18 protein-coding genes and 8 pseudogenes are annotated in these 24,166 nt (G+C 71.8%); 14 read left to right on the top strand and 12 right to left on the bottom strand.

Annotation, left to right across the window (positions count from 1 at the left end; translation table 11 throughout):
- Positions 1-143: 143 nt before the first annotated feature.
- The 4 genes and pseudogenes from B4U46_RS00990 to B4U46_RS40225 form a co-directional block, all read right to left on the bottom strand.
- A pseudogene (locus tag B4U46_RS00990) lies at positions 144-572 on the bottom strand (LuxR C-terminal-related transcriptional regulator); the annotation flags it as partial.
- 185 nt (positions 573-757) lie between these two features.
- Positions 758-1,090: a hypothetical protein gene (locus B4U46_RS00985; protein ID WP_237292481.1), complete on the bottom strand. Its 333-nt coding sequence runs from the start codon at positions 1,088-1,090 to the stop codon at positions 758-760.
- 156 nt (positions 1,091-1,246) lie between these two features.
- On the bottom strand, positions 1,247-1,477 hold the full coding sequence (locus tag B4U46_RS38680) for a hypothetical protein (protein WP_237292479.1): 231 nt from the start codon (positions 1,475-1,477) through the stop codon (positions 1,247-1,249).
- Positions 1,474-1,782, bottom strand: coding sequence for an AAA family ATPase (locus B4U46_RS40225; RefSeq protein ID WP_335755406.1), 309 nt, complete (start codon positions 1,780-1,782; stop codon positions 1,474-1,476). Before B4U46_RS40225 ends, B4U46_RS38680 begins: the two co-directional genes overlap by 4 nt.
- A 198-nt stretch (positions 1,783-1,980) precedes the next feature.
- Here B4U46_RS40225 and B4U46_RS40515 point away from each other — a divergent pair.
- Both B4U46_RS40515 and B4U46_RS38675 read left to right on the top strand, forming a co-directional pair.
- Positions 1,981-2,508, top strand: a pseudogene (locus B4U46_RS40515) (IS630 family transposase); the annotation flags it as partial.
- A 64-nt stretch (positions 2,509-2,572) separates the two neighbouring features.
- Positions 2,573-2,802 (top strand): annotated as a pseudogene (locus B4U46_RS38675) (IS630 family transposase); the annotation flags it as partial.
- A 73-nt stretch (positions 2,803-2,875) separates the two neighbouring features.
- On the opposite strand, the gene B4U46_RS00965 reads toward B4U46_RS38675, so the two are convergent.
- Together B4U46_RS00965 and B4U46_RS00955 are read right to left on the bottom strand one after the other, a co-directional pair.
- Positions 2,876-3,478, bottom strand: coding sequence for a hypothetical protein (locus B4U46_RS00965; protein ID WP_079423181.1), 603 nt, complete (start codon positions 3,476-3,478; stop codon positions 2,876-2,878).
- Positions 3,479-3,964: 486 nt separating this feature from the next.
- The gene (locus tag B4U46_RS00955; protein WP_237292477.1) at positions 3,965-4,210 is read right to left on the bottom strand and encodes a hypothetical protein; all 246 of its coding nucleotides are present in this window, start codon (positions 4,208-4,210) and stop codon (positions 3,965-3,967) included.
- 628 nt (positions 4,211-4,838) lie between these two features.
- Here B4U46_RS00955 and B4U46_RS00950 point away from each other — a divergent pair.
- From B4U46_RS00950 to B4U46_RS00945, 3 genes and pseudogenes are all read left to right on the top strand, one after another.
- Complete coding sequence (locus B4U46_RS00950; RefSeq protein ID WP_123995959.1) at positions 4,839-6,056, top strand: CAP domain-containing protein; 1,218 nt, start codon at positions 4,839-4,841, stop codon at positions 6,054-6,056.
- A 212-nt stretch (positions 6,057-6,268) separates the two neighbouring features.
- On the top strand, positions 6,269-6,451 hold the full coding sequence (locus B4U46_RS40220; RefSeq protein WP_311736959.1) for a hypothetical protein: 183 nt from the start codon (positions 6,269-6,271) through the stop codon (positions 6,449-6,451).
- A 60-nt stretch (positions 6,452-6,511) separates the two neighbouring features.
- Positions 6,512-6,931: pseudogene (locus B4U46_RS00945) on the top strand (transposase); the annotation flags it as partial.
- Between the two features lie 852 nt (positions 6,932-7,783).
- Here the strand turns inward: B4U46_RS00945 and B4U46_RS00940 are convergent.
- A pseudogene (locus B4U46_RS00940) lies at positions 7,784-8,763 on the bottom strand (IS5 family transposase).
- A gap of 499 nt (positions 8,764-9,262) precedes the next feature.
- On the opposite strand from B4U46_RS00940, the gene B4U46_RS00930 reads away from it, so the two are divergent.
- Both B4U46_RS00930 and B4U46_RS00925 read left to right on the top strand, forming a co-directional pair.
- Positions 9,263-9,778 carry an RNA polymerase sigma factor gene (locus tag B4U46_RS00930; protein WP_079423177.1) on the top strand — a complete coding sequence of 172 codons (516 nt, stop codon included), beginning with the start codon at positions 9,263-9,265 and terminating at the stop codon, positions 9,776-9,778.
- A gap of 155 nt (positions 9,779-9,933) precedes the next feature.
- Positions 9,934-10,623: a response regulator transcription factor gene (locus B4U46_RS00925; protein ID WP_079431474.1), complete on the top strand. Its 690-nt coding sequence runs from the start codon at positions 9,934-9,936 to the stop codon at positions 10,621-10,623.
- Between the two features lie 1,023 nt (positions 10,624-11,646).
- Here B4U46_RS00925 and B4U46_RS39835 read toward each other — a convergent pair.
- Positions 11,647-11,925: pseudogene (locus tag B4U46_RS39835) on the bottom strand (transposase); the annotation flags it as partial.
- Between the two features lie 317 nt (positions 11,926-12,242).
- On the opposite strand from B4U46_RS39835, the gene B4U46_RS00915 reads away from it, so the two are divergent.
- Complete coding sequence (locus tag B4U46_RS00915) at positions 12,243-12,878, top strand: VOC family protein (protein ID WP_079423173.1); 636 nt, start codon at positions 12,243-12,245, stop codon at positions 12,876-12,878.
- Positions 12,879-12,984: 106 nt separating this feature from the next.
- Here B4U46_RS00915 and B4U46_RS00910 read toward each other — a convergent pair.
- Positions 12,985-13,341 (bottom strand): annotated as a pseudogene (locus tag B4U46_RS00910) (transposase family protein); the annotation flags it as partial.
- 262 nt (positions 13,342-13,603) lie between these two features.
- On the opposite strand from B4U46_RS00910, the gene B4U46_RS40215 reads away from it, so the two are divergent.
- The 4 genes from B4U46_RS40215 to B4U46_RS00890 all read left to right on the top strand — a co-directional run bounded on the left by B4U46_RS40215 (position 13,604) and on the right by B4U46_RS00890 (position 18,368).
- Positions 13,604-13,879 (top strand): hypothetical protein, encoded by a 276-nt coding sequence (locus tag B4U46_RS40215; protein WP_159402046.1) that lies wholly within the window; start codon positions 13,604-13,606, stop codon positions 13,877-13,879.
- Between the two features lie 186 nt (positions 13,880-14,065).
- Positions 14,066-15,523, top strand: coding sequence for a hypothetical protein (locus B4U46_RS00900; RefSeq protein ID WP_079431473.1), 1,458 nt, complete (start codon positions 14,066-14,068; stop codon positions 15,521-15,523).
- A 206-nt stretch (positions 15,524-15,729) separates the two neighbouring features.
- The gene (locus B4U46_RS00895) at positions 15,730-17,043 is read left to right on the top strand and encodes an AAA family ATPase (RefSeq protein ID WP_079423169.1); all 1,314 of its coding nucleotides are present in this window, start codon (positions 15,730-15,732) and stop codon (positions 17,041-17,043) included.
- 41 nt (positions 17,044-17,084) lie between these two features.
- A complete protein-coding gene (locus B4U46_RS00890) occupies positions 17,085-18,368 on the top strand; it encodes a DUF2201 family putative metallopeptidase (RefSeq protein ID WP_079423167.1) in 1,284 nt (427 codons plus the stop codon).
- Positions 18,369-18,625: 257 nt separating this feature from the next.
- Here the strand turns inward: B4U46_RS00890 and B4U46_RS00885 are convergent, their stop codons facing one another.
- The gene (locus tag B4U46_RS00885; protein WP_148095254.1) at positions 18,626-19,060 is read right to left on the bottom strand and encodes an SCO4225 family membrane protein; all 435 of its coding nucleotides are present in this window, start codon (positions 19,058-19,060) and stop codon (positions 18,626-18,628) included.
- Positions 19,061-19,276: 216 nt separating this feature from the next.
- Here B4U46_RS00885 and B4U46_RS40210 point away from each other — a divergent pair.
- Positions 19,277-19,780 (top strand): annotated as a pseudogene (locus B4U46_RS40210) (HRDC domain-containing protein); the annotation flags it as partial.
- A gap of 78 nt (positions 19,781-19,858) precedes the next feature.
- Here B4U46_RS40210 and B4U46_RS00875 read toward each other — a convergent pair.
- A complete protein-coding gene (locus B4U46_RS00875; protein ID WP_079431472.1) occupies positions 19,859-20,677 on the bottom strand; it encodes an alpha/beta fold hydrolase in 819 nt (272 codons plus the stop codon).
- Positions 20,678-20,781: 104 nt separating this feature from the next.
- Between B4U46_RS00875 and B4U46_RS00870 the strand changes: the two genes are divergently transcribed.
- Positions 20,782-22,806 carry a transcriptional regulator gene (locus B4U46_RS00870; protein WP_237292470.1) on the top strand — a complete coding sequence of 675 codons (2,025 nt, stop codon included), beginning with the start codon at positions 20,782-20,784 and terminating at the stop codon, positions 22,804-22,806.
- A 1,058-nt stretch (positions 22,807-23,864) separates the two neighbouring features.
- Here the strand turns inward: B4U46_RS00870 and B4U46_RS00865 are convergent.
- A complete protein-coding gene (locus B4U46_RS00865; protein WP_237292468.1) occupies positions 23,865-24,158 on the bottom strand; it encodes a hypothetical protein in 294 nt (97 codons plus the stop codon).
- Positions 24,159-24,166: the final 8 nt, after the last annotated feature.

The following is a 24,166-nucleotide window of genomic DNA, read 5'->3' as shown; positions in this document are numbered from 1 at the left end:
GAGCGCCGCATCGAAGCCGTCCCGGCCCCAGCGCAAGACCGCGTACGCCGAAGCGGTGATCAAAGTCGCCGAAGCAGCCCGCCGCCTCGCCGACGACCTCAAGAACGAGTGATCACCCGAGTACCCGAGTACCCGACACTTTCTCAGGCGGGGCGGGCCAGGCGGTTGTCGTGGGCGAAGACCACGGCCTGGATCCGGTCGCGGAGTTCGAGCTTGTGCAGGATCCGCCCCAGATGGGACTTCACGGTCGCCTCCGCGAGGTACAGCGTGGCCGCGATCTCGGCGTTGGACAGGCCGCGGCCGACCTCGACGAGCACCTCGCGCTCACGGGCGCTCAGCCGCTCCAGCCGCTCGTCGCGGACGGCGGCGCCGCCGTAGGGCAGGTGCGGACGGAAGTCCTCCAGCAGGCGCCGGGTGATCCGCGGGGAGAGCACCGCGTCGCCCGCCGCGACGTTGCGGATCGCGGTGAGCAGCTCCTCCGGCCTGGTGTTCTTCAGCAGGAAGCCCGAGGCTCCGGCGGCGAGACCGGCGAAGGCGTACGCGTCCAGGTCGAAGGCACCGACGTCGACCACAACGACGTCCCACTGTGGTCACCTATGTCCAAGGCGGGCTCACGTCCCTCGCTGCGACTGAGCGCTTCACTTGACGGGTGAGCGGTTCCCTTGGCGGATGTGAGCAAGGGACAACGCCCATGGGACGGCCGGCCTTCGCTGACGAACCGCCGGGCGGCAATGCGCGCCCGCTGCAAGGCCGCCGTCTACAGGCCAAGGGCCAGCAGGATCGTGACCGTCGGGGGGACCGTCGCGACCCACCCTGCCCAGCGTCCCGCCCTGGCCAGAGCGGGGTGGCGCCGGCACAGCCAGAAGGCCACCACGAGCAGTGGAGTGGCCGTCCAGGACCCAAACCAGCAGACCGTGACGACCGCCACGGTCTGAGGATGAACCTCTGCGGCCATCCCGGCCAGGGCCCCGAAGACAAATGCCACCGGAATCAGGGCCACCGCCAAGGTCGTGACCCACCGCAACACCACGTCCGTCGCAGGGGTTTCGGCGGCGCGGTCGGTGGTCAGGGAGGGGGTTGTCTCGTCCATGGGTACAGCCAATCGGCCCCGGCGCCGGTTCGCCTGCGCGGGCGTACTCAGGGTCGGCAGGTCTTCGTACTCATCATGCCCAGGCAGCTGCCTAGTGCTGCTCCGCGGAAGTTCGTGGAGGGGTATCGGAAGGCTGATCTGGACGCGTCGGATGTGTCAGGCGAAGTAGAAGAGCGCGGCGGCTTCGGCGGGCGTGGTCGCTTGGCGACGTCCGGGACCATCGTGGACGGTGGTTGCGCCCTCGGAGCGGAGCTGGTCGGCGCTGGCGTCCCGGGTCATGATGGCGGCGTAGGAACGGACGTCCGCGGCGGTGAGGTCCGTGCGGCCTCGCTCGGTGTACTGCTGGAGGAGGTCGGGGACGTCCGGGTTGAATCGCAGCATGGTCACCGGCGCGTTGAAGCGCCTGGCGATGAGTCGTGCGCGTGCCTGCGGCGTGACGTTCGTTGACTCGGCGACTGCGCTGTGCCCGGCGGCGAGCCTGGCGATGATCCTGCGGTCACGTTCCTCGAAGATGCGTGCGTCCGCTGCGTCGGATTCCGCTTCCGGGGGTGAGGTGCCGAAAGCTCAGCGCGAATCTCGTCGCTGGACACCACGGCTTCCGCGTCGATCTGCCGGCGCGTGATCAGTGCCTGAACGAAGCTGGTCTTGCCCGAGGCTGGTGGACCGACGAGGAGGACGAGTCCTGCCGGCACCCGGATGGCCGGCGCGAGAGCGTTGAGGTAGAGGTCGCCTGCGCAGTCGAGGGCTTCCTCCGGGGAGCCGGCCGGCAGTCCGCTGGACAGGATGTTGTCCCGGTAGCTGTCGTTGCCGGCCAGATAGAGGGCGAAGCCCCAGGTATGTAGTACGCCGGTGAAACGCAGTCGGCACAGCGGCAGGCTCTCCCGGACGGCTTGCGGGATGCCGAACGGTCGGGGCGGCCGAAGATCTACGGGCCCGAGGTCCGCATAGCGATCGTGGCCACAGCAACCAGCATGCCGCCGCACCCGGAGGCGACCTGGTCGCACCGGGCAGTCGCCCAGCACGTGGCCAGCGCCTGCTTCGTGTCGGTCTCCGCCTCCCAGGCCGGCAGGATCCTGGCCGGTCTGGACCTGAAGCCGCACAAGGTGCGTGGCTGGCTCACCCGCCGGGACACCCCCGACTTCTGGCAGCGAGCGTCCGCGGTGTGCGCCCTCTACCTCGATCCACGGCAGAGAACGGTGGTGCTCTCCATCGACGAGAAGACCGCGATCGCCGCCCGTTCACGCTGCCATCCCGGTCGTCCCGCCCGCCCCGGTGAACCCGCCCGGCAGGAGTTCGAGTACCGGCGTTACGGCACCGTCTCCCTCGTCGCCGCTCTCGGGGTGCGCACCGGTGAGGTCCTCACAGAGGTGATCGCCCGCAACAACGCGGCGGCCTTCACCGCCTTCCTGGAGCGACTCGACCGGGCGATCGATCGCTCCTGGCAAGTACCGCCAAGCCCTACCGATGGACCTCCGAAGGCACTGGGCGAACCCCATCGTGGCCCCGCTTCGGGCCCCTGCGGCAGTTCACCCCGGCCAATTCCAACCACCCCAACCACACGGTCCAGACCAGGGCCCTGCAAGCCTGCCTGTGCTGGCGCAACAAGCACACCCGGCCCGGACGTCCTGGCCGCCCAGCGACGCGAACGTGCCCGCATCCGAAGCGAGAAAGGTGCCCGCTGGGGCGGCAGACCCCTGCCGGCCGCGGCCTGACCACCCAACCCGGCGAACCTTCCCGGTCACAGCACTTGCCGCCCCCGCCCCGCCCGTGGCGGGGCGCACGCATTCAGGGCCGACAGCGACGGACGTAGTACTGCCAGGTCAGGGCGGTCAGCAACGGCCCCCACAGGACGAACAGGCCGCTGGTCACGGCCGCGAGCAGCGCCCACCCCCCGTTCGCGAACTTCGGTGCGGGCACGCCCGCGAGGCCGAACGTGCCGAGGACCCAGTCGGCGAGCAGGGCGAGCGCGCCCAGCGATGCGAGTGCCGCCGGGACGAGCACCACGGCCGGACGGATCGGTCGGCCGCCGAGCAGCGGGACGCGGTCCGGCACCACCTCGCCCCAGCCGCGCACCAGGGCGAAGCAGCTCAGCGCGGCGAGCTCCGACAGGATGCTGAGTCCGAAGATGTACGGGACGCTGAGCCAGAGGGAGTCCGGGAAGGGCCCGTCGTCCCGCAGCCCCATCGGGAAGTGGAAGGCGAACGGCATCCGCCACAGGCACACGGGCAGCATCAGCAGCGGGATCGCACGGGCGGACCTCTCGGCCCAGCGCGGCACCGGGCGGGCGGTGTCCCGCCGGGCCGCCGCGGCCCCGGCGCCGGCCGCGCTCCTCGGGGCCGCGTCCGCCCCCGGCTCCGCCTTCGTCTTCGTCTTCGTCGTCTCGGTCATGGGACCAGCTTCCGCACCGGAGCGTCCCGGATCGTCGGTCCGGAGGATGCACCGGTCTCCCCCGTGCGGGGGAGGCGGGTTGCCCCGCTGTCGGCGTCGTGCACGACCCACTGGGCTACACCCCCGCGTCCTGCCATCGCGTCCGGCCGGTAGACCCACACGTTCCGGCCGTCCAGGGACAGCGCACAGCCAGGCCTGTGGCCATGAGGCTGGTCCGAGTGCGGCTCGAAAGTCGATGTCCACACCAGGTCACCGGCGCGTGTGAGGCAGACGACGTCGTTCAGCGTCGTGTACACGACGCGCTCCAGGTCGGGCCAGACCGCCGACTCCACGACTGGTCTCCGGGCCGCGGGCCGAACACCACGAGGGCTCCAGCTTCCCCGGCGCGTTGGAGTTCGTGACGTACGCATGGATCGCCCCATCGCGGTGGCCCGTGATCGTCTTCGGAGGCCGCGCAGGAATCATGCGCCGAAGCTAAAGCCCAGCTCAGGCTGGCTGACACCCAGGGTTCTCGTCGAAGTGTCCGTCCCAGATATGGCCGGCCTCGTCTACGAGCAGGTGCTCGATGGCGTCCCCGACGGAGAAGGACGAGGTCTCGCGGCCCAGCGCGTCGAAGGACAGGACATCGCCGCCGGGCTGCGGAGCGCGGTCGGCAAGCAGCCAGTGGGCGGCGCCGAAGACGTCGACGGTGCTGGTCAGGACGTGGGTGGCCCGGACACCAGCCCCGGCCACTGCCCACGAGCCGGCCCCGCCCTGGCGACGGAAGGGGACATCGCACCGCCCCGCGTCCGGAAACGGCCCTTGCTCCCGACCCTGCCGCCCCGGCTCCGCTCAGGGAGAAGCCCCTCCCCTCCCGGCCCTGCTGTTCCGTGCCGTGGGCTGCGCTTCGTGCTGGTCTGGGCGGGGAGGGCCCTGCCGTGGAACGACATCCACAGTTGCGGCGGAACGGCGCTGCGTCCCCGGTGGGGAGCTGCCCCGACCTGGATCCCGTTCGTGCTGTTGAACGCCGTGCTGATGGCGGTGGCGGCCTGGATCTGACCCATCGGGTACCAGTGGGGCGGGCGCGGCATCACGTACAACGTGCTGCTCCTGGGCACGGGCTGCTGGGGGCCCTGTGGCGGTAGCTGTCGAGGCGGGAACGCTGATCGCAACCACAGGCGTCGCATTCACCTGAGTGGAGTAATCGGCCTATGGCCGGGCGGGTGGATCTGCGCCGAATGGGCGACGATGATTTCATCGTCCGGCGTACGGAGACCTCCCCGCCGACTTCATCCACGTGCGGTCGGACCGGGCGTGCAGAATACGGCACCTCGGCATTTTCGCCCGCAGGGGAAACCCTTACCCGTATTCGGGGTGTTCCATGAAATCAAAGACTTTCACAACCGCGGCTGCGCTCGTGTGCGGCCTTTCCGTAATGGGCCCGGTATCAGCAGCCTCCCCCCACGCGCGCGCCGCTCCGGCCCCTGCCTCCGAGGAGAAATCTCCCACCTGTCCCTCGTCCAACGCCCCGCCCGGAACGGGCTCACGGATATCCGCCGCCGACGCTGCCGAGATCGTCCGTATCCACAACGACGCGCGCCGGGCAGCCGTCCAGAAGTACAGCCCCGGCTCCTCCGTGGTTTCTGTCGCATGGAGCCCCAAGCTTGCCTGTGACGCGCAGGCCTGGGCCGATGACCCTGCATCCAGCCAGGGCGGCGGACTGCACCACAGCAGCCGTGACACCAACGGCAACGAGGGTGAGAATCTTTTCAATGCCTTCCCTGGCCCGGCGCGGCCGCTGATGGCACTGGACCCCTCCGTGAGTTTCAGCTGGACGGCGGAGAAGTCCAAATTCGACGCCGACAACAATGCCCCGATCAACAGCAGTGCATCCGCGGGCACCAATTACCGTGCGTGGGGTCATTACTCCCAGATGATATGGATGTCTCCCGCGTCAGCGACCACGACAGTCGGTTGCGGGGTGAAAGAGGGCGTGCCCGTGGCGGGCAGTACGGGCTGGATTCTGGTGTGCCGGTACGCCGCGGCAGGCAATATCAACGGGCAGCGGGCCGTCGCCCCGGCTGCGGCACCAGCCGCGGGCTGTGACCCGGCCGCTGTCAACCGGGCGCCGACCGCGGGCACGGAAGCCCAGACGAGGGCTGCCGTGATCTGCCTGATCAACGCGCAGCGCACACAGCGCGGGCTGCCCGCCCTCACCGTCAACCAGCCGCTGACCAACGCGGCCCAGCAGCATGCCGCCGCATCCGTGCAGCTGAAGTGGTGGGGGTCGGGCAAGGACTCCCACCGCAACCCCCAGACCGGCTCGACACCGCAGAGCCGCATCCAGGCGGCCGCATACTGCACGAACCCCCGGTCGTGGGAGTTCAGCGAGATCACGTACACCGGCTGGGGCGGTTCGGGAACCCCGCAGGCCGCCGTCAACTGGTGGATGAACAGCCCCGGCCACCGCGCCATCATCCTCAAGCCGTCCCTGCGCGACTTCGGCGCGGCGGCCCTGCCCGGGGCGGCGGACCCGGCCGGCGCATCGTCGTCCAGCACCGGCACCTACGTCGTGGACTTCGGACGCTGCCAGCAGTGATTCCCCGCGGGAGCTTGGCAACCGGCCGCGCCGGACGTCGCCTTGGTGACCCGGGCGCCCGTGCCCGTCGCCCCGGCCGGCTCCCTGCTTCCGCGGCCGTCCGGCGCACTGCGGCCGTAGCCCGGGCTGCTGGACCCGTACGGCGCACGCGCGGCCTGGCCCGCCAGATCGCGGGGGCCACCCGCTGGTGCGGGGCTGACCGGCTCGGCCTCGTGGACGTCGCCCGCGGGGGCGAGCCCACCCTGCGCAGCCCGCTGGGCGACGCCCTCGCCGTCGCGGCCTGCGCGGCCGCCTGCCTGCCTGCCCACCACCGTGTACGTTGCCGGGCCCGGCCCGGGGACGTCCGCAACTTCAGGTTCTCGCGCGGGTGGAAACCACAGCGGTTCGTCGCCTGATGGTGTGGATGCGGGGCGGAATCCGCTGGTCCGCAGCCGCTCGTCTGCTGGTGTGATGATGTGAGTGAACGCAAGCCCTACCCAAGCGACTCATCCGACGCGCAGCGGGCTCTGATCGAGCCGGTGATCACCGCGTGGAAGGACCCGCACCGCTCGGTCAGCGGCCACAAGGGCGCCTACGCGATGCGGGAGATCGTCAACGCGATCCTCTACCAGGGCCGGACGCGCTGCCAGTGGGTCCACCTCCCGCACGATCTGCCGCCAAAGAGCGCGACGTACTACTACTTCGCCGCCTGGCGGGACGAAGGCACCGACCAGGTCATCCACGAACTCCTGCGCTGCCAGGTCCGTGAACGAGCCCGCCGATTAGAGGACCGGACCCTGGTGGTCCTGGGCACCCAGAGTGCCCACGCGGCAGCCGGGGTCCCCGCCACGACGACCGGCCGGGACCCGGCGAAGAGGGTGCGGGGCCGCAAGCGGCGGCCGGCCGCGGCTGCTGGCGTCCACCAGGCGCTGAAGACCAGCGGACCTGGCGGGGTTGGCGTGCCCGGTGGTTGCCGCCAAGCTGGAGTGCTTGGCATCGAACTGTCGTGTGGTGTTCCAAGAGGGGGTTCGGGGTGGCCGTCAGTGCGCCTTGGGTGCGGTTTGGGCAGGCGGTCGCGTGTGGGACGCTGGCTGTCGCGTTAATGGGGTGCGGCGGGTCGTCGGGTGGTGCACCGCCTGATGGGAAGAAAGCCGTGGCTGTGGTGCCCCAGGATCTGGGAACGCTGATCGTCCCGGGAGTCGCGGACCTGCCATCCGGGTGGTCCGTCGGGGGAACGCCCAAGGTATCCGTAAATGACGACCCGTGCGACGGCGCGATCTGCGGGTTCCGCTACACGGTCTCAACCCAGCTGATCGGCCCGGGAGGCACCACCGGAGCCAAGGTAAAGGTCGCGCCGATGGAGACATCAGACGGGGCCAAGGCGCTATACGAGTCAAGACTGGGCCCCGTGGACTGGCCTGCGACGTCGCTCCAGCCCGTCGGCGACATGAGCGCCGCCTTCACATCAATGGATGGATCAACCCTACGGACTGATCTGGCCGTCGGTACGGTCTTCGTCGAAATCACGTATGGCGGCGAAAGGGGTCGCCCTCACCCCACGTACTCGAAGGCCTGGCCAGCTGTGTCGCAGAGCGCGCACAGCAATCACAGAACGGTGAGAAGCCGAGTGCACGCGTCGCCGCTTCCTAGCCCGGGCCTGGCCCGCCAGACGGCACCTCCATCTGTCGGCATGAGCCGCGTCGCACGCCTGTCCTGTCAGCGGCTCTAGGGCCTGTGTGATGTTGTGATCAGTCGGCGGTCTTCAGGAGGTCGTCGATCCAGATCATTGTGGCGCGGAGGTGGAGGCCGGCGAGGTAGCTCTGGGGCGCCTTGTCGTAGCGGGTGGCGATGCCTCGCCAGGCCTTCAGCTTGTTGATCAGGCGTTCGACGGTGTTCCGCTCTTTGTAGAGGCCGGCGTCGTGGCTGACGGGCCGGCCGCCCCTTGCGCCCTTCTTCTTCCGGTTGGCGGCCTGGTCCTTCTTCTCCGGGATGACTGCCTTGATGTTGCGTTTGCGCAGGTAGGTGCGGTTGCCGCGGGATGAGTAGGCCTTGTCCGCGGCGACCGCGCCGGGTCTGGTGCGGGGGCGGCCGACGGGCAGCCGGACCCGCACCTTGCCCAGCACAGGGATGAACTGAGGGCTGTCGGCGGCCTGTCCGACGGTCAGGACGAACGCGAGCGGACGGCATTGCCGGTCCGCGGCGAGATGAATCTTGGTCGTCAGTCCACCGCGGGACCTGCCGAGCAGGGCTTCCTTCATGCGGAGCTTGCGTCTGAGCCGGACGCGCCGGCGCTCGGCCTGTCCGTTCTGTTCCTCCGGTCCGCCCCTTTTTTCCGGGCCTCCTCCTGCTCGCGCGCAGCCTCTTCCAGGGCCTCCATGAGGTCCTCGCCGATACGCATCCCGGCGGCGTCGTGGTGGGCGCGGACCGTGGTGGAGTCCACGCTGACCAGCGACAAGTCCGTTCTCCCGGTGCGGGCCGCTGCGGCGATCAGGCCTTCCAGCAGGGCGGAGAAGACGCCGGCGTCCCGCCAGACGCGGAAGCGCCCGTAGACGGTGGCCCAGGGCCCGAACTCAGCGGGCATCTCCCGCCACTGGGCACTGGACCGGAACCGCCAGATCACCCCTTCGAACTGTTCCCGCAGTCGCTCGGGGTACGGTCCGTACCTGCCGATCGGCAGGTACGGCTCGATGAACTTCCACTGGGCATCGGTCAGTTGCCTACGCGTCACGGCCACAGTCCTACCGGGTTCCGCTCCACGAAGAGGGCAGAACCCAGCAACTGATCACGACATCACACAGGCCCTAGCACCCCGGCAGAGGAACTGCCTCCTCGGCCGTTCAACCTTTTTGCCGCTCGAACCCTGTAGTGGGCAGTCCGGTGGTACACAGCCACGGAATGAGGCAGACGGGGGTTGTGCACTGATGAACGCTGACGTGCTGGCCGTTCTGATCCCGGCGGCGATCGCTTTGGCAGGGGTCGTCTTGCGTTCGCGGGTCGGGAGCGCGAACCACTGGGACGTGCTGCACGAGCTGGCCCGGGGCAGGGTAGCCGCAGGGCTCGAACGTGAGCGTCGGGCCACGATGCAGATGGTCCTCGTTGCTCGTCGGGAGTCTGTCGTTCCTGCAGATGGAATGGAGAGCCGCAGGAAAGTGCGCCGCGCTGCCGGCAGGGGTGCGACGACGAGCGAGAGCCAGAGTCGGTAGTCGGCATACGCAGGAGGGCGGCGCGTGAGGCCAGGATCCGAGGACTTCTCTCGGTTCTTCACTCATTGGGAACCACAGGTCCGGAGGTATCTCATCTGGCTTGAAGGAGACCTCTCCGTGATCGACGATGCGGCACAGGAGACCATGATCAGCGCTTTTCGGTACTGGGAGAAGGTCACGGATCATCCTCAGCCTCGCGCCTGGCTGTTCAAAGTTGCTGGGCAACGCCTGTGCGACGCGCAAGAGGCCCGCCGCCGGGCAGGCGTCAGCACTGATCCGTCCCAACTCCCCGACCGCCTACCGGCAGGGGACAAAGACGCCTTCGCCCTCTGGGATGACCGGCTGGCCATCTTGAATGCCGTACGCAAACTCCCCCGACAGCAAGCCGTCGCCATCGCGCTTCAATGCCAGCACGACCTGCCCCTCGGCGAGATCGCCGAGATCATGAACATCTCCACGGGCTCGGTGAAAACGCACCTGCACCTCGCGCGCAAAACCCTCAAGCTACTGCTCGGTGAGAGGGAGGGAGGCGACCAGTGAGCGTAGACGACCGCCTCCATGACGCGGCGCACGCCGTGAACGAGCTGTGGGCCGAAGGAGACACCACCCAGTACCGGCTCACATGCCTGCAGGCCCGACTCGCGGGAGAAGAACTGTCGGCACAGGCGAATGGGCCCGACGGGCTCGGCCTGCTGATGGTCAGCGACGACGACTATGCCGCAGCCGCACTGTCCGCTGTCCTCGCCCGGCACGGAATCCACGTCACGCACGTACGCCTCGATGAGATCCTCCAGGTGCCCGTCCCCGAGGGCAACGGCTACGAAGCCGTCCTTCTCGATCTGGACCTGCTAGACGAAGACGGCTCCGAGATCCTCAGCGAGATCCGCCGGCACACCAGAGCATCGGTACTTGTGGCTACCCCCCGCTCCGACATCCGCTCCCGCAGCGATGCCCTCAGCTTCGGTATCGACGATTACATCGCCAAGCCCTATGACATCGGGGAGTTGCTAGCCCGGATCCGTGCAGTCACACAGCCAGCCGCCATAAGCCAGCCCACCGCCCACGGGGACGCCTCCGAGGGCAGTGAGACGACGCTGCACCTCGGGTCCATGCTCATTGAACTGTCCACCCGGCAGGTCAGTGTGGACGGTTCGAATGTCCACCTGACCCGCAAAGAGTTTGACCTCCTGGCCCTGCTCGCCCAGAGTCCGGGCGTCGCGCTCCGCCGGGAGCAGATCATCAGCGAAGTGTGGCGCACCAGCTGGGAGGGAACCGGACGCCCCCTGGAGACGTTGGTGGCGTCCCTGCGCCTCAAGCTGCCTACGCCGACGCTAATCGAGGCTGTACACGGCGTGGGCTACCGGCTAGTCGTCCCAAGCGGATAACAAACGCCGCAGTCCCTTCAGAGGGACATCGAGCGGAACCTCAGGCAGCCGCCGGCACACCAGCAGGAGGCTGCCTGACGAAGCTCTGCAGAAGCGGGCCCAGACCAAGCAGCGCAAGCAGCCCCAGACCGTCAAGGGTGCTAACGCCGTTAGCACCCCGGCTCCGGCTCCGGCTGCCGATGGCGACGACCCGACGGTTTCCCTGTCTTCGGAAGGCCTGCTGCTACCCCTGGGCCGCCGAGAGCGCCGCACCTGAGGAACCCCGCATCCCCCAGCCTGCTACCCCTCAGGTCCCAGACATGTGACACGGCAGTGAGGTACCGCCCGGCGCGATGCCTTTGCCACCTGCGGCGGCCGGAGCAGGGCTTCGTAGGCGTCAGCCCGGCGCGTCGACGGCGTACGGTGCTGATGTGATCACAGGCGAGACGACGACTGCATCCGGGACCGCGCTACTGCCGGGTCGCAGCCCCCGCCTACCTGCAGGCCATGGCCGGCATCTGGCGAAGCGGTCTGGCCCCGGCACTGGCAGAGCTCCACGCGAAGGCCGCCGCCCAAGTCAGCCACGACGAGGCACTGCTCCTCGCCATGGACGCCACGCCGGCTCCCACCCCGGCACACACAGCACAGGTTGCCACCGGCACCGACGACCCGTTGCCCGCGATCCTCGCCGCTGCGCGCGGGACACCACGACCAGGCGGCGTCGCTCGCCGCGCGATGGGAGGGCTGGGCGGTGCAGACGCACGGCCCGGGATCCCCCCGCGATCCACTGCCTGGAGGTGCGTGCGGACCTCGCTCATGTCGCCGGCGATGCGGCGGGCAGCTGCGCGCCGTGGATGGCAGCGGTCGACGCCCGGCTCGCCCGCCACCGGGCCCCGGACGCCCCGGAGGCCGAGGCCGCCGTGGACCGTGCCCACTACCAGTGGCAGGCCGTGCGGGACGCGGCGCGGGCCCGGGAGCTCGGCCCACACCTTGTCACCCTGCGCCGCCGTGTCCCCGGGCAGCGGCCGGGTGCGACCGAAGCCCCACCTGCGGCCGCACCGCCTGCACGGCCCGCCACGCCAGCCCGGCCCGCACGTCCTCGACCGGCCAGGTCGAGGACGTCATGAACTGCTGCAACCGTTGATGGTCCACCCCGAGCCGCTCGGCCATCGGCTGCATTGACTTCCTGCGACCGTCCAGCAGTAGACCCCGCAGATACAGCTGGCTCTTCTCCAGCCAGTCCCGCCGCACCAACGGCGCGAACACCTCGGAAGTGAACTCCTCCAACCGGACCCGCACCGCCGCAAGCTCCCCAGCCCTCATACAGCCAGCGAACTACCAGACACCCGACGTGACAAGACCGGCTAACAAAGCACTACTAGAGCCTGTCTCTTGGAAGTGCGGTGCGCATGGTGCTGCATGCCGGATCGAAATCCTGTGGCGGCAGCGCTCGTCCCGCAGCGGCTGATCGAGCGGTTCGGGCCTCGACGAGGCGGCAGCGCTGCTGCCTGGCTTCGACCGGGCCTCCCCGCCGGGATGACGATGATCGATCCGCTCCACGGCTGAATCCACGGCGGATGTGGCCGGGACGGCTGGCGTGGCGTCGGGATTTGTGCGGGTTGTCGGGTGATGATGCCGCAGTGCGACTTGATCACGTGTCCTATGCGGTGGCCCGCGACAGCTTCGTCTCGACCGTCCAGTGGATCGGATCGGCCCTCGGCGCCGGATTCGTCGACGGGGGCGTGCACCCGCGATTCGGCACCCGCAATTTCATTCTTCCGCTGAGCGGCGGCACCTACGTCGAGGTCGTCACCACACTCGACCACCCCGCCGCCGACCGCGCACCCTTCGGCCAGGCGGTCGCGCGCCGCGCCGCCGAGGGTGGCGGCTGGCTCGGTTGGGTGGTCTCCGTCGACGACATCGCCCCGGTCGAGGCCCGCCTCGGTCGCACCTCGGCCGAGGGCCACCGCGTCCGCCCCGACGGATTCGACCTGAGGTGGAAGCAGATCGGCCTGCTGGAACTGATGGAGGACCCGCAACTGCCGTACTTCCTTCAGTGGTTGGTTCCCATCGAGGAGCGCCCGAGTGCCGACCCGCGCACCTCCACCACCATCCACGGGGTCTCCATCGCCGGCGACGCCGCCTCCATCGCCGAATTCCTGGGCGAACCGGCCGACCACCCCCTCGACCAGATCGACGTCACCTGGGTCGAGGATGAGGAACCGGGCCTGGTCTCGGTCGAGTTCGCCACCGCCCACGGCCCGGTCACGATCTGACCAGCGCCCGACTGCCTTGCGGGAGCAGCCGGCGGGGGTCGCCTGGTTAAGGAATCTTGCAGAAGGTCGGTCTTGGGCAAGCCTGAGTGGTGGTTGACCTGCTGTCTCACCGTGCCATGGCCAGGTTGTGCATGGTGGCGACGGCGTGGTGGAAGCCGTCCTCCCTCTGGCGGCAGTCGCGGAGGCTCTGCCAGTTCTTCATGCGGGCGAAGGTGTGCCCGACGCGGGCCCGGACCCGTCGGTGTTCGGCATCGTCCTCCTCCTGGCCGCGCAGGAGAGGCCGTCCGGCACGTTTGCGGTGCGGGATGATCAGCCCGGTACCGAGGTAGGCGCCGTCCGCGATCACTGTCGTCCCGGCCGCCGCGGCCGTCACGTCCGACTCCCGCCAGACGTGAGCGTCGTCCCAGTTCCCCGGCGTCGGCCGGGCCGAGGCGACAACCAGGCGGGTGTCCGCATCGATGATGGATCTCTGCCGGCCCGTGGGAGTGTGTCTGGGCTTCGGCTACCGGGGGCGGTGGGGACCAAGGGCAGACCGCCAGGCCGGCTTACCGTTGCTTGCGCGAGCGGAGCAAGGGATCGACTCAGCCGTTGAACAGACCACCTATGAAACGCCGGATTATGTCTCGGCAGCGCCCGCTGGGCCGTGGCGTTCGACCCGGCCCGTTGCAGCCGGTTGTTCCGGGACGGCTGCCGGCTCCCCGCGCAGTCCGGGCGCCGGCAGGAGGGTGACCGCGACCGACGTCGCGGCCATGACGGCCGTCGCGGTGTCCGGCGCGACGTACCGGGCGACCGCCCCGGCGAGGGCGGCACCGACGCCCTGCAGGGTGAGCCTGCCGGTGGAGTGCAGGCCAAGCGCCTCTCCGCGGCACGACCTGGGCCTCCGTTTCGGCCTGAACGGAGCGGCCGTGCCCGGCGGGCCCAACCTGTACCCGGACACGGCCAGGGCGGAGGACAGCTCGGTGAGCGAACCGGCCTTCTGCGCGCCGGACCGGCACATCTGAACCCGCACGGTGCACGATGCCGCTCCGTCGCCCGCCGGCAACCGTTCCGCCCCGGGAGACCGCCACTTCCGGCCCGCCGGATCCGAAACCCCGGTGACAGGTCATCCGGGACCTGCTTATGATGCCGCCGATGAAGATCTACTCCTCTACCGGATTGGGGGAATCTTCCGCGCAAGGTGAGTGCTGATGGCATCTCACTTCGCGGAACCGATTCCTGCCCGCCTGCTCATGTGGCAACGCGTACGCGAGTACGCCGTGCCACCGTCCATGATCGAGAACGCGACGGTGCGCCGCGCCGTCGGTGACTGGGCGGGGGCCTGCGCCGCCGCCCGGATCGACGTCGATCTCGATCTGCGCGCCGTGCGCGACCGCCACGGCACCGACCTCGCCTCCCGCCTACGGGCCGATCTGCGCCGTCTGGCGCCCGATCTGCTGCGCTGGCACATGCCCCGGACGGCCCCGGACGGGCGTCTGCGGCCTGGCCTCACCGTCTGTCTGGCCCGCTACGGGGCCGACGGCCCGGCCGCACCCCGGCTCGTGGTGCGCACGCCGCCCGCCTGGGCGGACGCGGGCCAGCGAATGTCCCTGGCGCTCTGGGAGGGGTCCCGGGACGGGGCGCCCCCGCCCCACCCCCATCCCCACCCCGACCGGCGCTTCCGGCTCGACCTGCACCGCCACCTCTGGGACGGCACGCGCAGCGCCGAGCTCGCGCGCAGGTGCTGGGCCGGGGAGACCCCACCGTACGGGCCGGAATCCCGCGATCCGGAGGATCACGGGCCCGGGCCCTCACGGCTGCCGAAGCACTGGGCCGCCGAGGCCGAGCTGCTGCTGCGTGCCGACGGCCACGGCCCTCGCGGGGCGTTCACCGTACGCTTCGGCGCGCGCGGCCGTGGTGTCTTCGAGCTCGTCGCTCCCGACGACGGCCACGCGCCGGTGCTGCGGCCGGTGCGCGAGGCGCTGTCGGCGCAGGCGGCGGCGGCGCTGCCGGTGCTGCCGGATGCCGCGGCGAGGCCGCTGCCCGACCTCGAACTGCTCCGGGCCGGCCTGCTCTCGGCCGACCGGTTGCACCCGCTGGTCGCGGCCGCGCTGCCGGCGTCGGGTTCCGTACGGCCGCCCGTACGCGGCCCGGTGCCCGAGCCCGGGCCGGCCGCCTCCGTAGGCGCGGACCCGCACCGCGTCGAATGTCTCGGGGAGGTCCACCGGATCGCGCTGCGGGACGGGGTGCTGACGGCCGTCGACCACGAACCGGCCCAACTGGCCCGCGAGGAACTGCTCATGGCGCTCGGCGGTCCGGGCTTGCCCTGTCTGCGGGCCGTCGACTCCGTCCACCGCAGCCCCGAGGCACTGCCCGCGGTCCGCGAGCGGCTCGGCCATGGCGACGTGGCCGGTGCCCTGGCCGTGGTCGAGAGTCTCCTCGGCCCCGGCGCGATGCTGCGGGAAGGTCCCCTGCGGGAGGCCCTGGAGGCGGCGGTCGCGGGGCGCCTCGAAGACGGGCGCTTCCGCGCGGGGCTGGTGGCCGTGCATCCCGCCGCCCTGGTGGCGGACGGCAGCAGCCGCCGCCCGCGGCTCGACCGGCGTCTGCCCCGGTTCCTGCGCGGCAAGCGGAGCTCCCGCAACCGTCCCCGGATCGGCTTCCACGGCTGACGGCGGCGCGGGCCGTGACGCCCGCTGTAGCGCTTGGCTCATCCCGCATCCCGCATCCCGCATCCACATCCCGCAACCGTCCGCCAGAACCTCGCGCGCCCTCCGCCCTCGGCGGCACACGTCATACACCACACGCCACAAGCCATGTCTCACGCGGCATTCCGACGGAGCAGCCTCCGTCCCCGAAATCCACACAGGTGATACCCATGTCCTCCAGCACTCTCCTCCCTAACCTCCCTTCCCTTCCCGGCCTCCCCACCCTTCCCGCCCCTTCCGCCCCTCCCGCGGACGGCGACCGGCCCCAGCTCTCCCTCGCCGAGGACCTCCGGACACTTCTGCGGACCACCACCACCGAGCCGCGCCCCGACGAGCAGCTGGAGGCGCTGGCCCTGGCCGTGGCCGCGGACCTGCCCGTCCTGCTCTGGGGCGAACCCGGCATCGGGAAGACCGCCGCGCTGACCCAGCTCGCCGCCTCCCTGGACCTGCCGCTGACGACAGTGATCGCCAGCGTCCACGAGCCGACCGACTTCTCCGGCCTGCCCGTGCTGGGCGAGGATCCCGCCGCGAACGGGGTGCCCATGGCGCCGCCGCAGTGGGCCGTGGAGCTGGTGCGCGCCGGGCGCGGGCTGCTCTTCCTGGACGAGCTGTCGACCGCCACGCCCGCCGTCCAGGCCGCCCTGCTGCGCGTCGTCCTGGAGCGGAGGGTCGGCGCGCTGCAACTGCCGCCCGGCGTACGGATCGTGGCCGCGGCCAATCCGCGGGCCTCGGCGGCGGACGGCTGGGAGCTGAGTCCGCCCCTGGCCAACCGCTTCGTGCACCTGTACTGGGTGCACGACCGGGAGGTGGTGGTGCGCGGTCTCGGCGGGGTCTGGCCGCGCGCGGAGCTGCCCCGGCTGGACCCGGCGGGGCTGTCCGGGGCGGTGGCGTTCGCCCGCCAGGCGGTTTGCGGCTTCCTGAACGCCCGGCCCACGCTGATCCACCGGCTGCCGACCACCGAGACGCGGCGCGGCGGCGCATGGCCCTCACCGCGCAGCTGGGAGGCCGCGATGACCCTGCTCGCCTTCGGCACGGCCGCCGACGTTTCCCGGGACGTGCTGGCACTGCTGGTCAGGGGCGCGGTCGGCGACGGCCCCGGCCTCGAACTGCTCGCCCACATCGACCGGATGGAGCTGCCCGACCCGGACTCGCTGCTGGCCGACCCGGCAGCCGCCGAACTGCCGGAACGCGGCGACCTGCGCCAGGCGGCGCTCGAAGCCGTGGTCGCCGCTGTCGGGGCGCGCCCGGAGCGCGAGCGGTGGGAGGCGGGCTGGGCGGTCCTCGTCAGGGCGCTGGAGACCGGCGCACCGGACCTGCTGGTGGGCCCGGCGAAGGCGCTCGCATCGCTCCGGCGCGACGGCTGGGAGGTCCCGGAGTCGGTGGAGCGGCTCGCCGGGGTGATCGGCCTGGCCCAGCGGGCGGAGAACTCGGTGGTCCGTACCGCGAAGGCCGCCCGGGGCCGCGGCACGGGTGGACACCGATGACCACTCCCGCCCGTCCGCGCCCCCGCCCTCGTCCGCGTCCCATGGCTCCGCCTCCGCCGCCGCGGCCCGTACGGGCGGCGGTCCCCGGCGAGCCGCCCGGCCCCGCGGTGCCGTTGGACACGGAGAAGCTGCTGGCCGCCCGGCTGCACGCGGCGTCCGTCCGCCCGTACCTCGCCGGGGCGCTGTTCGCGCTGCACGTGGTGGAGGACCGGTCGGTGCCCACCATGGCGGTGGACGCGCACTGGCGCTGCTACGTCTCCCCGTCCTTCGTGGCGCGCACCCCGCTGGAGCAGCTGGCGGGCGTGTGGGTGCACGAGGTCTCGCACCTGCTGAGGGACCACCACGAGCGCGGCGAGCGGTACGCGCGCGAGCACGGGGAGAGCGGCCCCGGGCAGCGGCTGCGGCAGAACATCGCCGCCGACTTCGAGATCAACGACGACATCTTCGGCGACGGTCTGCCCATGCCCGCGGGGGCCGTGCGGCCGGCCATGATGGGCCTGCCCGAGGGGTTGTTGATGGAGGAGTACCTGCGCCGCTTCCCGATGGCCGACCGCACCCCGCAGATGGCCTGGCTGGACTGCGGCAGTGGCGCGGACGGCTGGGCGCGGCCCTGGGAACTGGGTCCGGAGGGCGCGCACGGGCTGAGCCGGCAGCAGCGGGACGCGGTCCGCTTCCGGGTGGCCGAGGCGATCACCGGCCGGCCCGGGGACGCGCCGGAGGGCTGGCGGCGCTGGGCCGACGAGGCCTTCCATCCGCCTCAGCCGTGGCGGCAGCTGCTCGGGGCGGCGGTGCGGGCGGCCGCAGGCGGGCCGGGAGCGGGGGAGGACCACAGCTACCGGCGCCCGTCGCGGCGCTCGGCCGGGGTTCCCGGCGTGGTGCTGCCGAGCCTGCGGCGGACGCCGCCCCGGGTCTGCGTCGTGATCGACACCTCCGGGTCGGTCAGCGACGCCGAACTGGGCACGGCGCTGCTGGAGGTCGCGGCGATCTCACGGGCGGTGGGCGGTCGCCGCGATCTGGTCTCGGTGATCTCCTGCGACGCGGCGGCGGGGGTGGCCGTACCGCTGTGCCGTGCCGAGAACCTGGAGCTGATCGGCGGCGGCGGTACGGACCTCAGGTCCGGCTTCGCCCGTGCGCTGCGCTGCCGCCCCCGCCCGGACGTGATCGTCGCCCTGACGGACGGCCAGACGCCCTGGCCCTCCGCCCAGCCGTCCTGCCGCACGGTCGTCGGCCTCTTCCCCCGGCTCGGCCGCCCCACGGACGAGAACGACCAGGACTACGTCCCCGAGGGCCCGCCTCCCTGGGCCCGGGTCGTCCACCTGGGCTGACGACCCGCCGCTGCGGAGCGGCATCCCCGCCCCGCAGCGGCACCGGCGGCCCGTCGGCGACATCGTCGGCTTCGTCGAGCTCGGCAGCCTCCCAGCTGAGCTTGTTGTGCGGGGAGCAGATGGCAGTGCGGCGCAGCGTTGGGCCAGTACGAGCCAGGCCAGGCCCACATCGCGTGATGCGGAGTTGGGCTTCGCCGGTCCCGTCCGCGTCCGCGTCCGCGTCCCGGTTCCCGGCCCTCGAAAGCATCCATCGGTGCCTAGGCTGCCGGTCGCGCATTGCGCCACCGCGCCCAGCAACGGAGCAGGGCCCAGATCACTGCGGCGTTGATCAGGGCGCCGACCAGGATCGGGATGTAGAAGCCGAAGGCGTCCCACACCTCGGGTCTGCCGGCCACCGACGTGTCCGGTACCCAGTCGGAGGGAAGCGGATCCCCCACCGAGGGGAAGGCCGTGGGCATCGGGCCCGGCGGCTGCGAGCCATAGGAGGGCTCCACTATCGGCGCCTGGGCCGGGTCCTGCCCCACGGCATTCGCCGCGGCTCCGAAGGAGCCCAGGAGCAGGAGGCTGACCGGCGCCGTGGCCAGGGCGGGCCAGATGGCGCCCATGCCGACGTCGTGCCCGGTCCGGCCGGCCACCTCGAGCCAGACCATCATCGCGGCGACCAGCGCCAAATACCCACCGGGCACCCACATCTCAGGCTTCGACCAGCGCCGTACCATCACGTCCCCCGTTCCCGTTCGTCCTGCAGCCAGTGTCGAAGCTGCCGGCCCCGGCCACCTGAGTCCGCCTACTCACCTCACGACGCCTCACGTACCTGGCCGGAGCCGTGCGCGCCGACAGGGGTCTCCTGCGCTCACTGCGTCGGCCCGCCGGCGCGGTAACGGGGTCTGTGCGGGTGGTTCCGGCAGGTGTGGGGGCGGGTCGCGCGTGTGCGGCAACGTCGGATCGGGTGGGATGGGCAGGGCGAGGGGCCGCCCGCCGCGTCGGTGGCTCTTCCCCTCGGGGTGCTGTCGGCCGGGCACCGGCCGCCGTCACACGTCGCCGCACGCAGCCGCGGCCGACGGCACCCGCTGACCAGCCCGCCGGCTCTCTGGCGTGCCCGACCGCTCCAGAGCGGCGTGGGCGCAGTCCCCCTTGGGGCGGTTCTACAGCGGGGGAGGTGTGACGGCTGGAGGACCTGTCCTGCGGGAGCGCATCGGCTGCCCGTTGGTTTGGTCGGGGCCGAGCCGTTCTTCCTGGCGCTGCGCGCCTGGCGGCTGGCCGCGACGGCGCGCGAGCAGGGCGTACCGGCGTATGTCGTCTTCCCCGATGCGACGCTGCCGGAGATCGCCACGCGGCTTCCGGCACCGAGGCGGGCCTGGGCACCATCGGCGGGGTCCGGCGAGGCCAAGCCCGCCAAGCACGCCCAGGCAGTCCTGGACGCCCTGGCGGAGGCAACGCCACCGCCCCTCCCGACGCCCGGCAGGCACGCCGCCTGCCGGGCGCGGTGGTCAGGACCCGATCGGGTGACGGGCCAGGAAGCGGGCCAGCGCTTCGGCGACAGGCCGCGACCGTTCGACGTGGAGCAGATGGCCCACCCCGTCGATGACGCACTCCTCGATGTCGGGCACGTTCGAGCGGAGGAACTCCGCGACCTCGACCCACAGAGGCCGGGTGCCGCTCCCCAGCACGGACAGCACCGGCTGGCGGATCGCCGCCGCTTCGTCGGGCCCGAACCGCCATTCGGCCAGGGCGGGCAGCTCGATCCCGAAGAACGTGTCGGCGTCCTTGACCGCCTGCTCCACGCTGCCCGGCACGCGCTCGTCGAGCAGGGCCCGGCAGGCTTCCGGTTCCATCCCGCTGACCAGGGACATGAACAGTCCGAGGGCGCGTTCGGCGTCCCCTTCGGCGTACGCCCCGAACGCCGGCGCCGCCTGGGCGAAGAACGCCTCGCCTGCGGGCACCGACAGCAACGAGAGCTCCAGCAGGGTGACCGTGGCGATGCGCTCGGGCCCGTCCTGGGCGAGCTGCGCGGCGACCGCCGCGCCGCTGGAGTGTCCGGCCACGTGGACGCGCTCGATGCCGAGGCGGTCGAGCAGTCCGAGGGCGTCGGCTGCGTGATCGGCGACGGAGACCGGCCCGGGGGTGTGGGTGCTGCCGCTCCAGCCCCGCTTGTGATAGCGGATGAGCTGGTGCCTCCCGGCCAGTGCCGGTTCGGCGACGAGCGGGGCGAACCCGTCGGCGAGGACCGGGCTGATCAGCAGGACCGGCTCCCCGGTTCCGCGGATCTCGTGTTCCAGCCGGATGCCGTTCACGGTGATGGTGTCCATGATGTCCTCCACTGGGGTTGTGACTCACCATGGAGGCGTAAGCGGGGCGGTTACCGCCGTAACCCCCCGCCCCGGGACCACCGGCACGGCGAAGGGAGACGCCCATGCCCCACGCCTCCGGCGACGGCACCGCCCTGGAGCGGGCACGGAACGCCGCCGCGGACGGCGCCTGGGCGGAGGCCTACGGCGGCTATCTGGCGGCCCGGGAGGAGACGGGCGGGCTGGGCCCGGCCGAGCTCGCCGAGTTCGCGGGCGTCGCCTACGCCGCGGGGCACCTCGACGTGACGATCGAGACCTGGGAGCGGCTCCACGAGCAGCTGGCCGGACTCGGCGAGGACAACGGGGCGGCCGGGGCCGCCGTGCGGGTGGCCATGCACCTGCTGTTCGACACCGCGCTCATGGCACCGGTACGGGGGTGGCTGCGGCGTGCGGAACGCCTCCTCGACCCCGCCTCGGAGACCCCCGCTCACGCGTGGTTCGCGGCGGTGCGCACCTACGAGCGGTTGCTCAGCGGCGACCTCGACGCTGCCCGGGACTGGGCCGAGCGGGCCATCGGGGCCGGCTCGCGCACCGATCCGGCCGCAGCCGCGCTCGGGCGGGTGGCGCAGGCCCGGCTGGTGATCCTCGACGGAGACGTCGAGCGGGGTCTGGAGCTCCTCGACGACGCCGGGGCGGCCGCGATGTCCGGGGACCTCGACGCGCTGTCCACCGGAGTCGTCTACTGCGAGCTGGTGTGCGCCCTGCAGGGCCTGGCCCAGTACGACCTGGCCGAGCAATGGACCGAGGCGATGGAGCGCTGGGCGCGCACGAACGCGATCGGCAGCCTGCACGGCCGCTGCCGGGTGCACCGGGCCGAGATTCTGCGCCTGCGCGGCCAGTGTGCCGGCGCCGAGCAGCAGGTGCTGCTGGCCTGCGACGAGCTGCGCCCCTACCTGCGCCGAGAGCTGGGCTGGCCGCTGACCGAGCTGGGCCGGATCCGGCTGCGGCGCGGCGACCCGAGCGGTGCCGAGGAAGCGCTGCTCGCCGCGCACCGCCTCGGATGGGATCCCGAACCCGGGCTCTCGCTCGTCCGGCTCGCCGCCGGCGACACCGACACGGCGGTCGCCTCGATCCGGGAGGCACTGGCGCGGCCGCTGCCCGTGCCGTCGAAGGAGCTGCCCCCCACCACCGGGCTGCGCCGGGCACCACTGCTCGACGCCCAGGTGAGGATCGTCCTGGCACGCGGCGACGTGGAGACGGCACGAGACGCGGCCCGCGAGCTCGCGGAGGTCGCCGTCCGCTTCGAGAGCAGCGCGCTCGCCGCCGCAGCCGTGCGGGCGCGGGGCGATGTCCTGCTCGCCGAGGGCGACGCGACCGCCGCGTCGGAGCTGTTCGCCGATGCCGTCCGTGCCTGGAGCGAGCTCGGCGCCCCGTACGAGACGGCCGAGTGCCGGCTGCGGCTCGCGGACGCCCACGGCGTCCTCGGCAACCACCGGGCCGAGGCCCTGGAGCGGGAGACGGCACGTACCGAGCTGGAACGGATCGCCCGCGCGCCGGCGGCGGACGAGCAGCCTCCGGGCACGCCCGAGCCGAACGCCTTCGTCCGGGAGGGCGACTACTGGAAGGTCGTCCTCGACGACCGGCGCGTGACCGTCCGTGACAGCAAGGGCATGCACCACCTGGCCCGGCTGCTCGCCGCGCCGGGCCGCGAGTTCCACGTCCTCGACCTCGCGGCCGCCGACAGCGAAGACCCCGAGGCGGCCACAAGGCTCTCCTGGGCCGGCGACCTCGGTCCCCTCCTGGACGACCGGGCCAAGGACATGTACCGCCGAAGGCTCGCCGAGATCGAGGAGGACATCGAGGAGGCCCGCGCCGACAACGACATCGCCCGGCGCGAACAGACCGAGCTCGAACGCGAATTCCTGATCGGCGAACTCGCCCGCGCCGTCGGCCTCGGCGGACGCGACCGCCGCGCCGGCGCCGCCTCCGAGCGGGCCCGGGCCGCCGTCACCCAGGCCGTGCGCAAGGCCATCGGCCGCCTCCGCGAAGCCGCTCCGGAGCTCGCCGACCACCTCGACCGCACGATCCGCACGGGGACCTACTGCGCCTACGTCCCCGACCCGCGCGTCCCCTCCCCCTGGCCCCTCTGACCAGGGGCGGAACCCGCCCCGAGACCCGCCGCCCGGACGGGGCCACCGCCCGGCCAGGTGCCCCGGCCTTCCGTGACGCCGGCTACTTCTTTGCTCGGAGGTCTCGACGACCGCCGATCCGGTCCAGACGGCCCCCAATGTGCCCCTTGGACGGATGACGCGCAGAGCACCCTGGCTCGGCCGGCGATGAGGTCGGGCGGCCCTGGGAGGCAGGGGCGAACCACGAAGGAGGCGCCGTGGTGACGTCGCGACCGCCGATTGAGCCGACTCGCACAGAGCGCAGACCGCAGACCGCGGAGCCGGCGCCCGGCCCAGCCGCCCTGCGGGCCGGGGTGGCTCTTGAGCAGAAGTTCGACCGGCACGTGCCCTGCTGTTCATCCCGCCCGCTGCGGGCGGCGGGGTCCTAGCCCAGACCCACAGCGGCTCCATGGTGCAGGACCGCCTCCCCGACCTGGTAGCGGCCGCATGGGACCAGGTCCCGTCCGGCTTGGTCCTCCGCCTGCTCCACGCATGGGGCCCGCCCGGGCGCGGGGGTGCGGCCTCCGTCGCAGCCCTGATGGCCAAGGCCGCACCCCCAGAAAGGGCCTACCCCACCACTCCGGCCGCATGCGCGTTTCGTGTGCGTTCGCGCACGTCAGACCCCTGAACAGGTTCTCGGTCATGAGGCGCACCCGGCCGGCGAGCTCCACCGTGGCGACGCGGTAGACGTGACCGAGGTGGGGAGTGCAGGTGTGCCCTGTGGCGGCGTCGGCGGTCGCTTGGTGTAGAGGTACATCACGACCGTGTGCTGGCTGGGCAGCACGCTTCGGTCCATTGGCTTCATTCACGGGTAGCGAAGCCCGTTCGTCACGACTTCGGGAGGCACCCGCCGGGGGGACGTCCTGGCGCTCGTGCACCAGCTGAAGCCGATTCTGCTCGCGCGGTCCGCCGCCGTCGCGGGCCAGCTGCTCCGCGCCAGACACCCGGGCCGGCCGCTCATGGAACGGGCGGCCCGGGTGGTCCGGCCCGACGTCAGCCGGGCGCGTCGTGCGACCCGGTGGTGCGCGTCGCGAGCCGCCTCAGTTGCCGATGCCGGAGCTGCCGAGACCGGAGTTTCCGATGCCGTGGCTGCCGATGCCTGTGTTGCCAAGGCCCGCATTGCCCAGACCCGAGTTGGCGATGCCCGCGTTGCCCAGACCCGAGTTGGCGATGCCCGCGTTGCCGGCACCGTCGTTGAGCGCGCCCGCGTTCCCGAAGCCCGAGTTCGCGAAGCCTGAGCTGCCCACGGAATGGCCCGGCCCCGTGTCGTCGGCGCCGGCCGCGCCGGCGCCGCAGAGAGCCAGCACCGTCGCGGCGCCCAGCGCGGTCGTCACGCGGAGAA

Origin of the sequence: Streptomyces katrae (assembly GCF_002028425.1) — a bacterium.
In the GTDB taxonomy this organism is placed as follows: Bacteria; Actinomycetota; Actinomycetes; order Streptomycetales; family Streptomycetaceae; genus Streptomyces; species Streptomyces katrae_A.
Note: the sequence above shows the minus strand (reverse complement) of the source record. Positions and strands in the feature narration are given on the sequence as shown.

Bases quoted from the DNA above. Each gene is read 5' to 3' on its own strand.
- B4U46_RS00885 (WP_148095254.1), bottom strand. From the start codon at position 19,060: ATGTGGGTGCCCGGTGGGTATTTGGCGCTGGTCGCCGCGATGATGGTC.
- B4U46_RS00895 (WP_079423169.1), top strand. From the start codon at position 15,730: ATGTCCTCCAGCACTCTCCTCCCTAACCTCCCTTCCCTTCCCGGCCTC.
- B4U46_RS00965 (WP_079423181.1), bottom strand. From the start codon at position 3,478: ATGACCGAGACGACGAAGACGAAGACGAAGGCGGAGCCGGGGGCGGAC.
- B4U46_RS00925 (WP_079431474.1), top strand. From the start codon at position 9,934: ATGGTCAGCGACGACGACTATGCCGCAGCCGCACTGTCCGCTGTCCTC.
- B4U46_RS00870 (WP_237292470.1), top strand. From the start codon at position 20,782: ATGCCCCACGCCTCCGGCGACGGCACCGCCCTGGAGCGGGCACGGAAC.
- B4U46_RS00950 (WP_123995959.1), top strand. From the start codon at position 4,839: ATGAAATCAAAGACTTTCACAACCGCGGCTGCGCTCGTGTGCGGCCTT.
- B4U46_RS00875 (WP_079431472.1), bottom strand. From the start codon at position 20,677: ATGGACACCATCACCGTGAACGGCATCCGGCTGGAACACGAGATCCGC.
- B4U46_RS00900 (WP_079431473.1), top strand. From the start codon at position 14,066: ATGGCATCTCACTTCGCGGAACCGATTCCTGCCCGCCTGCTCATGTGG.
- B4U46_RS00985 (WP_237292481.1), bottom strand. From the start codon at position 1,090: ATGGACGAGACAACCCCCTCCCTGACCACCGACCGCGCCGCCGAAACC.
- B4U46_RS00890 (WP_079423167.1), top strand. From the start codon at position 17,085: ATGGCTCCGCCTCCGCCGCCGCGGCCCGTACGGGCGGCGGTCCCCGGC.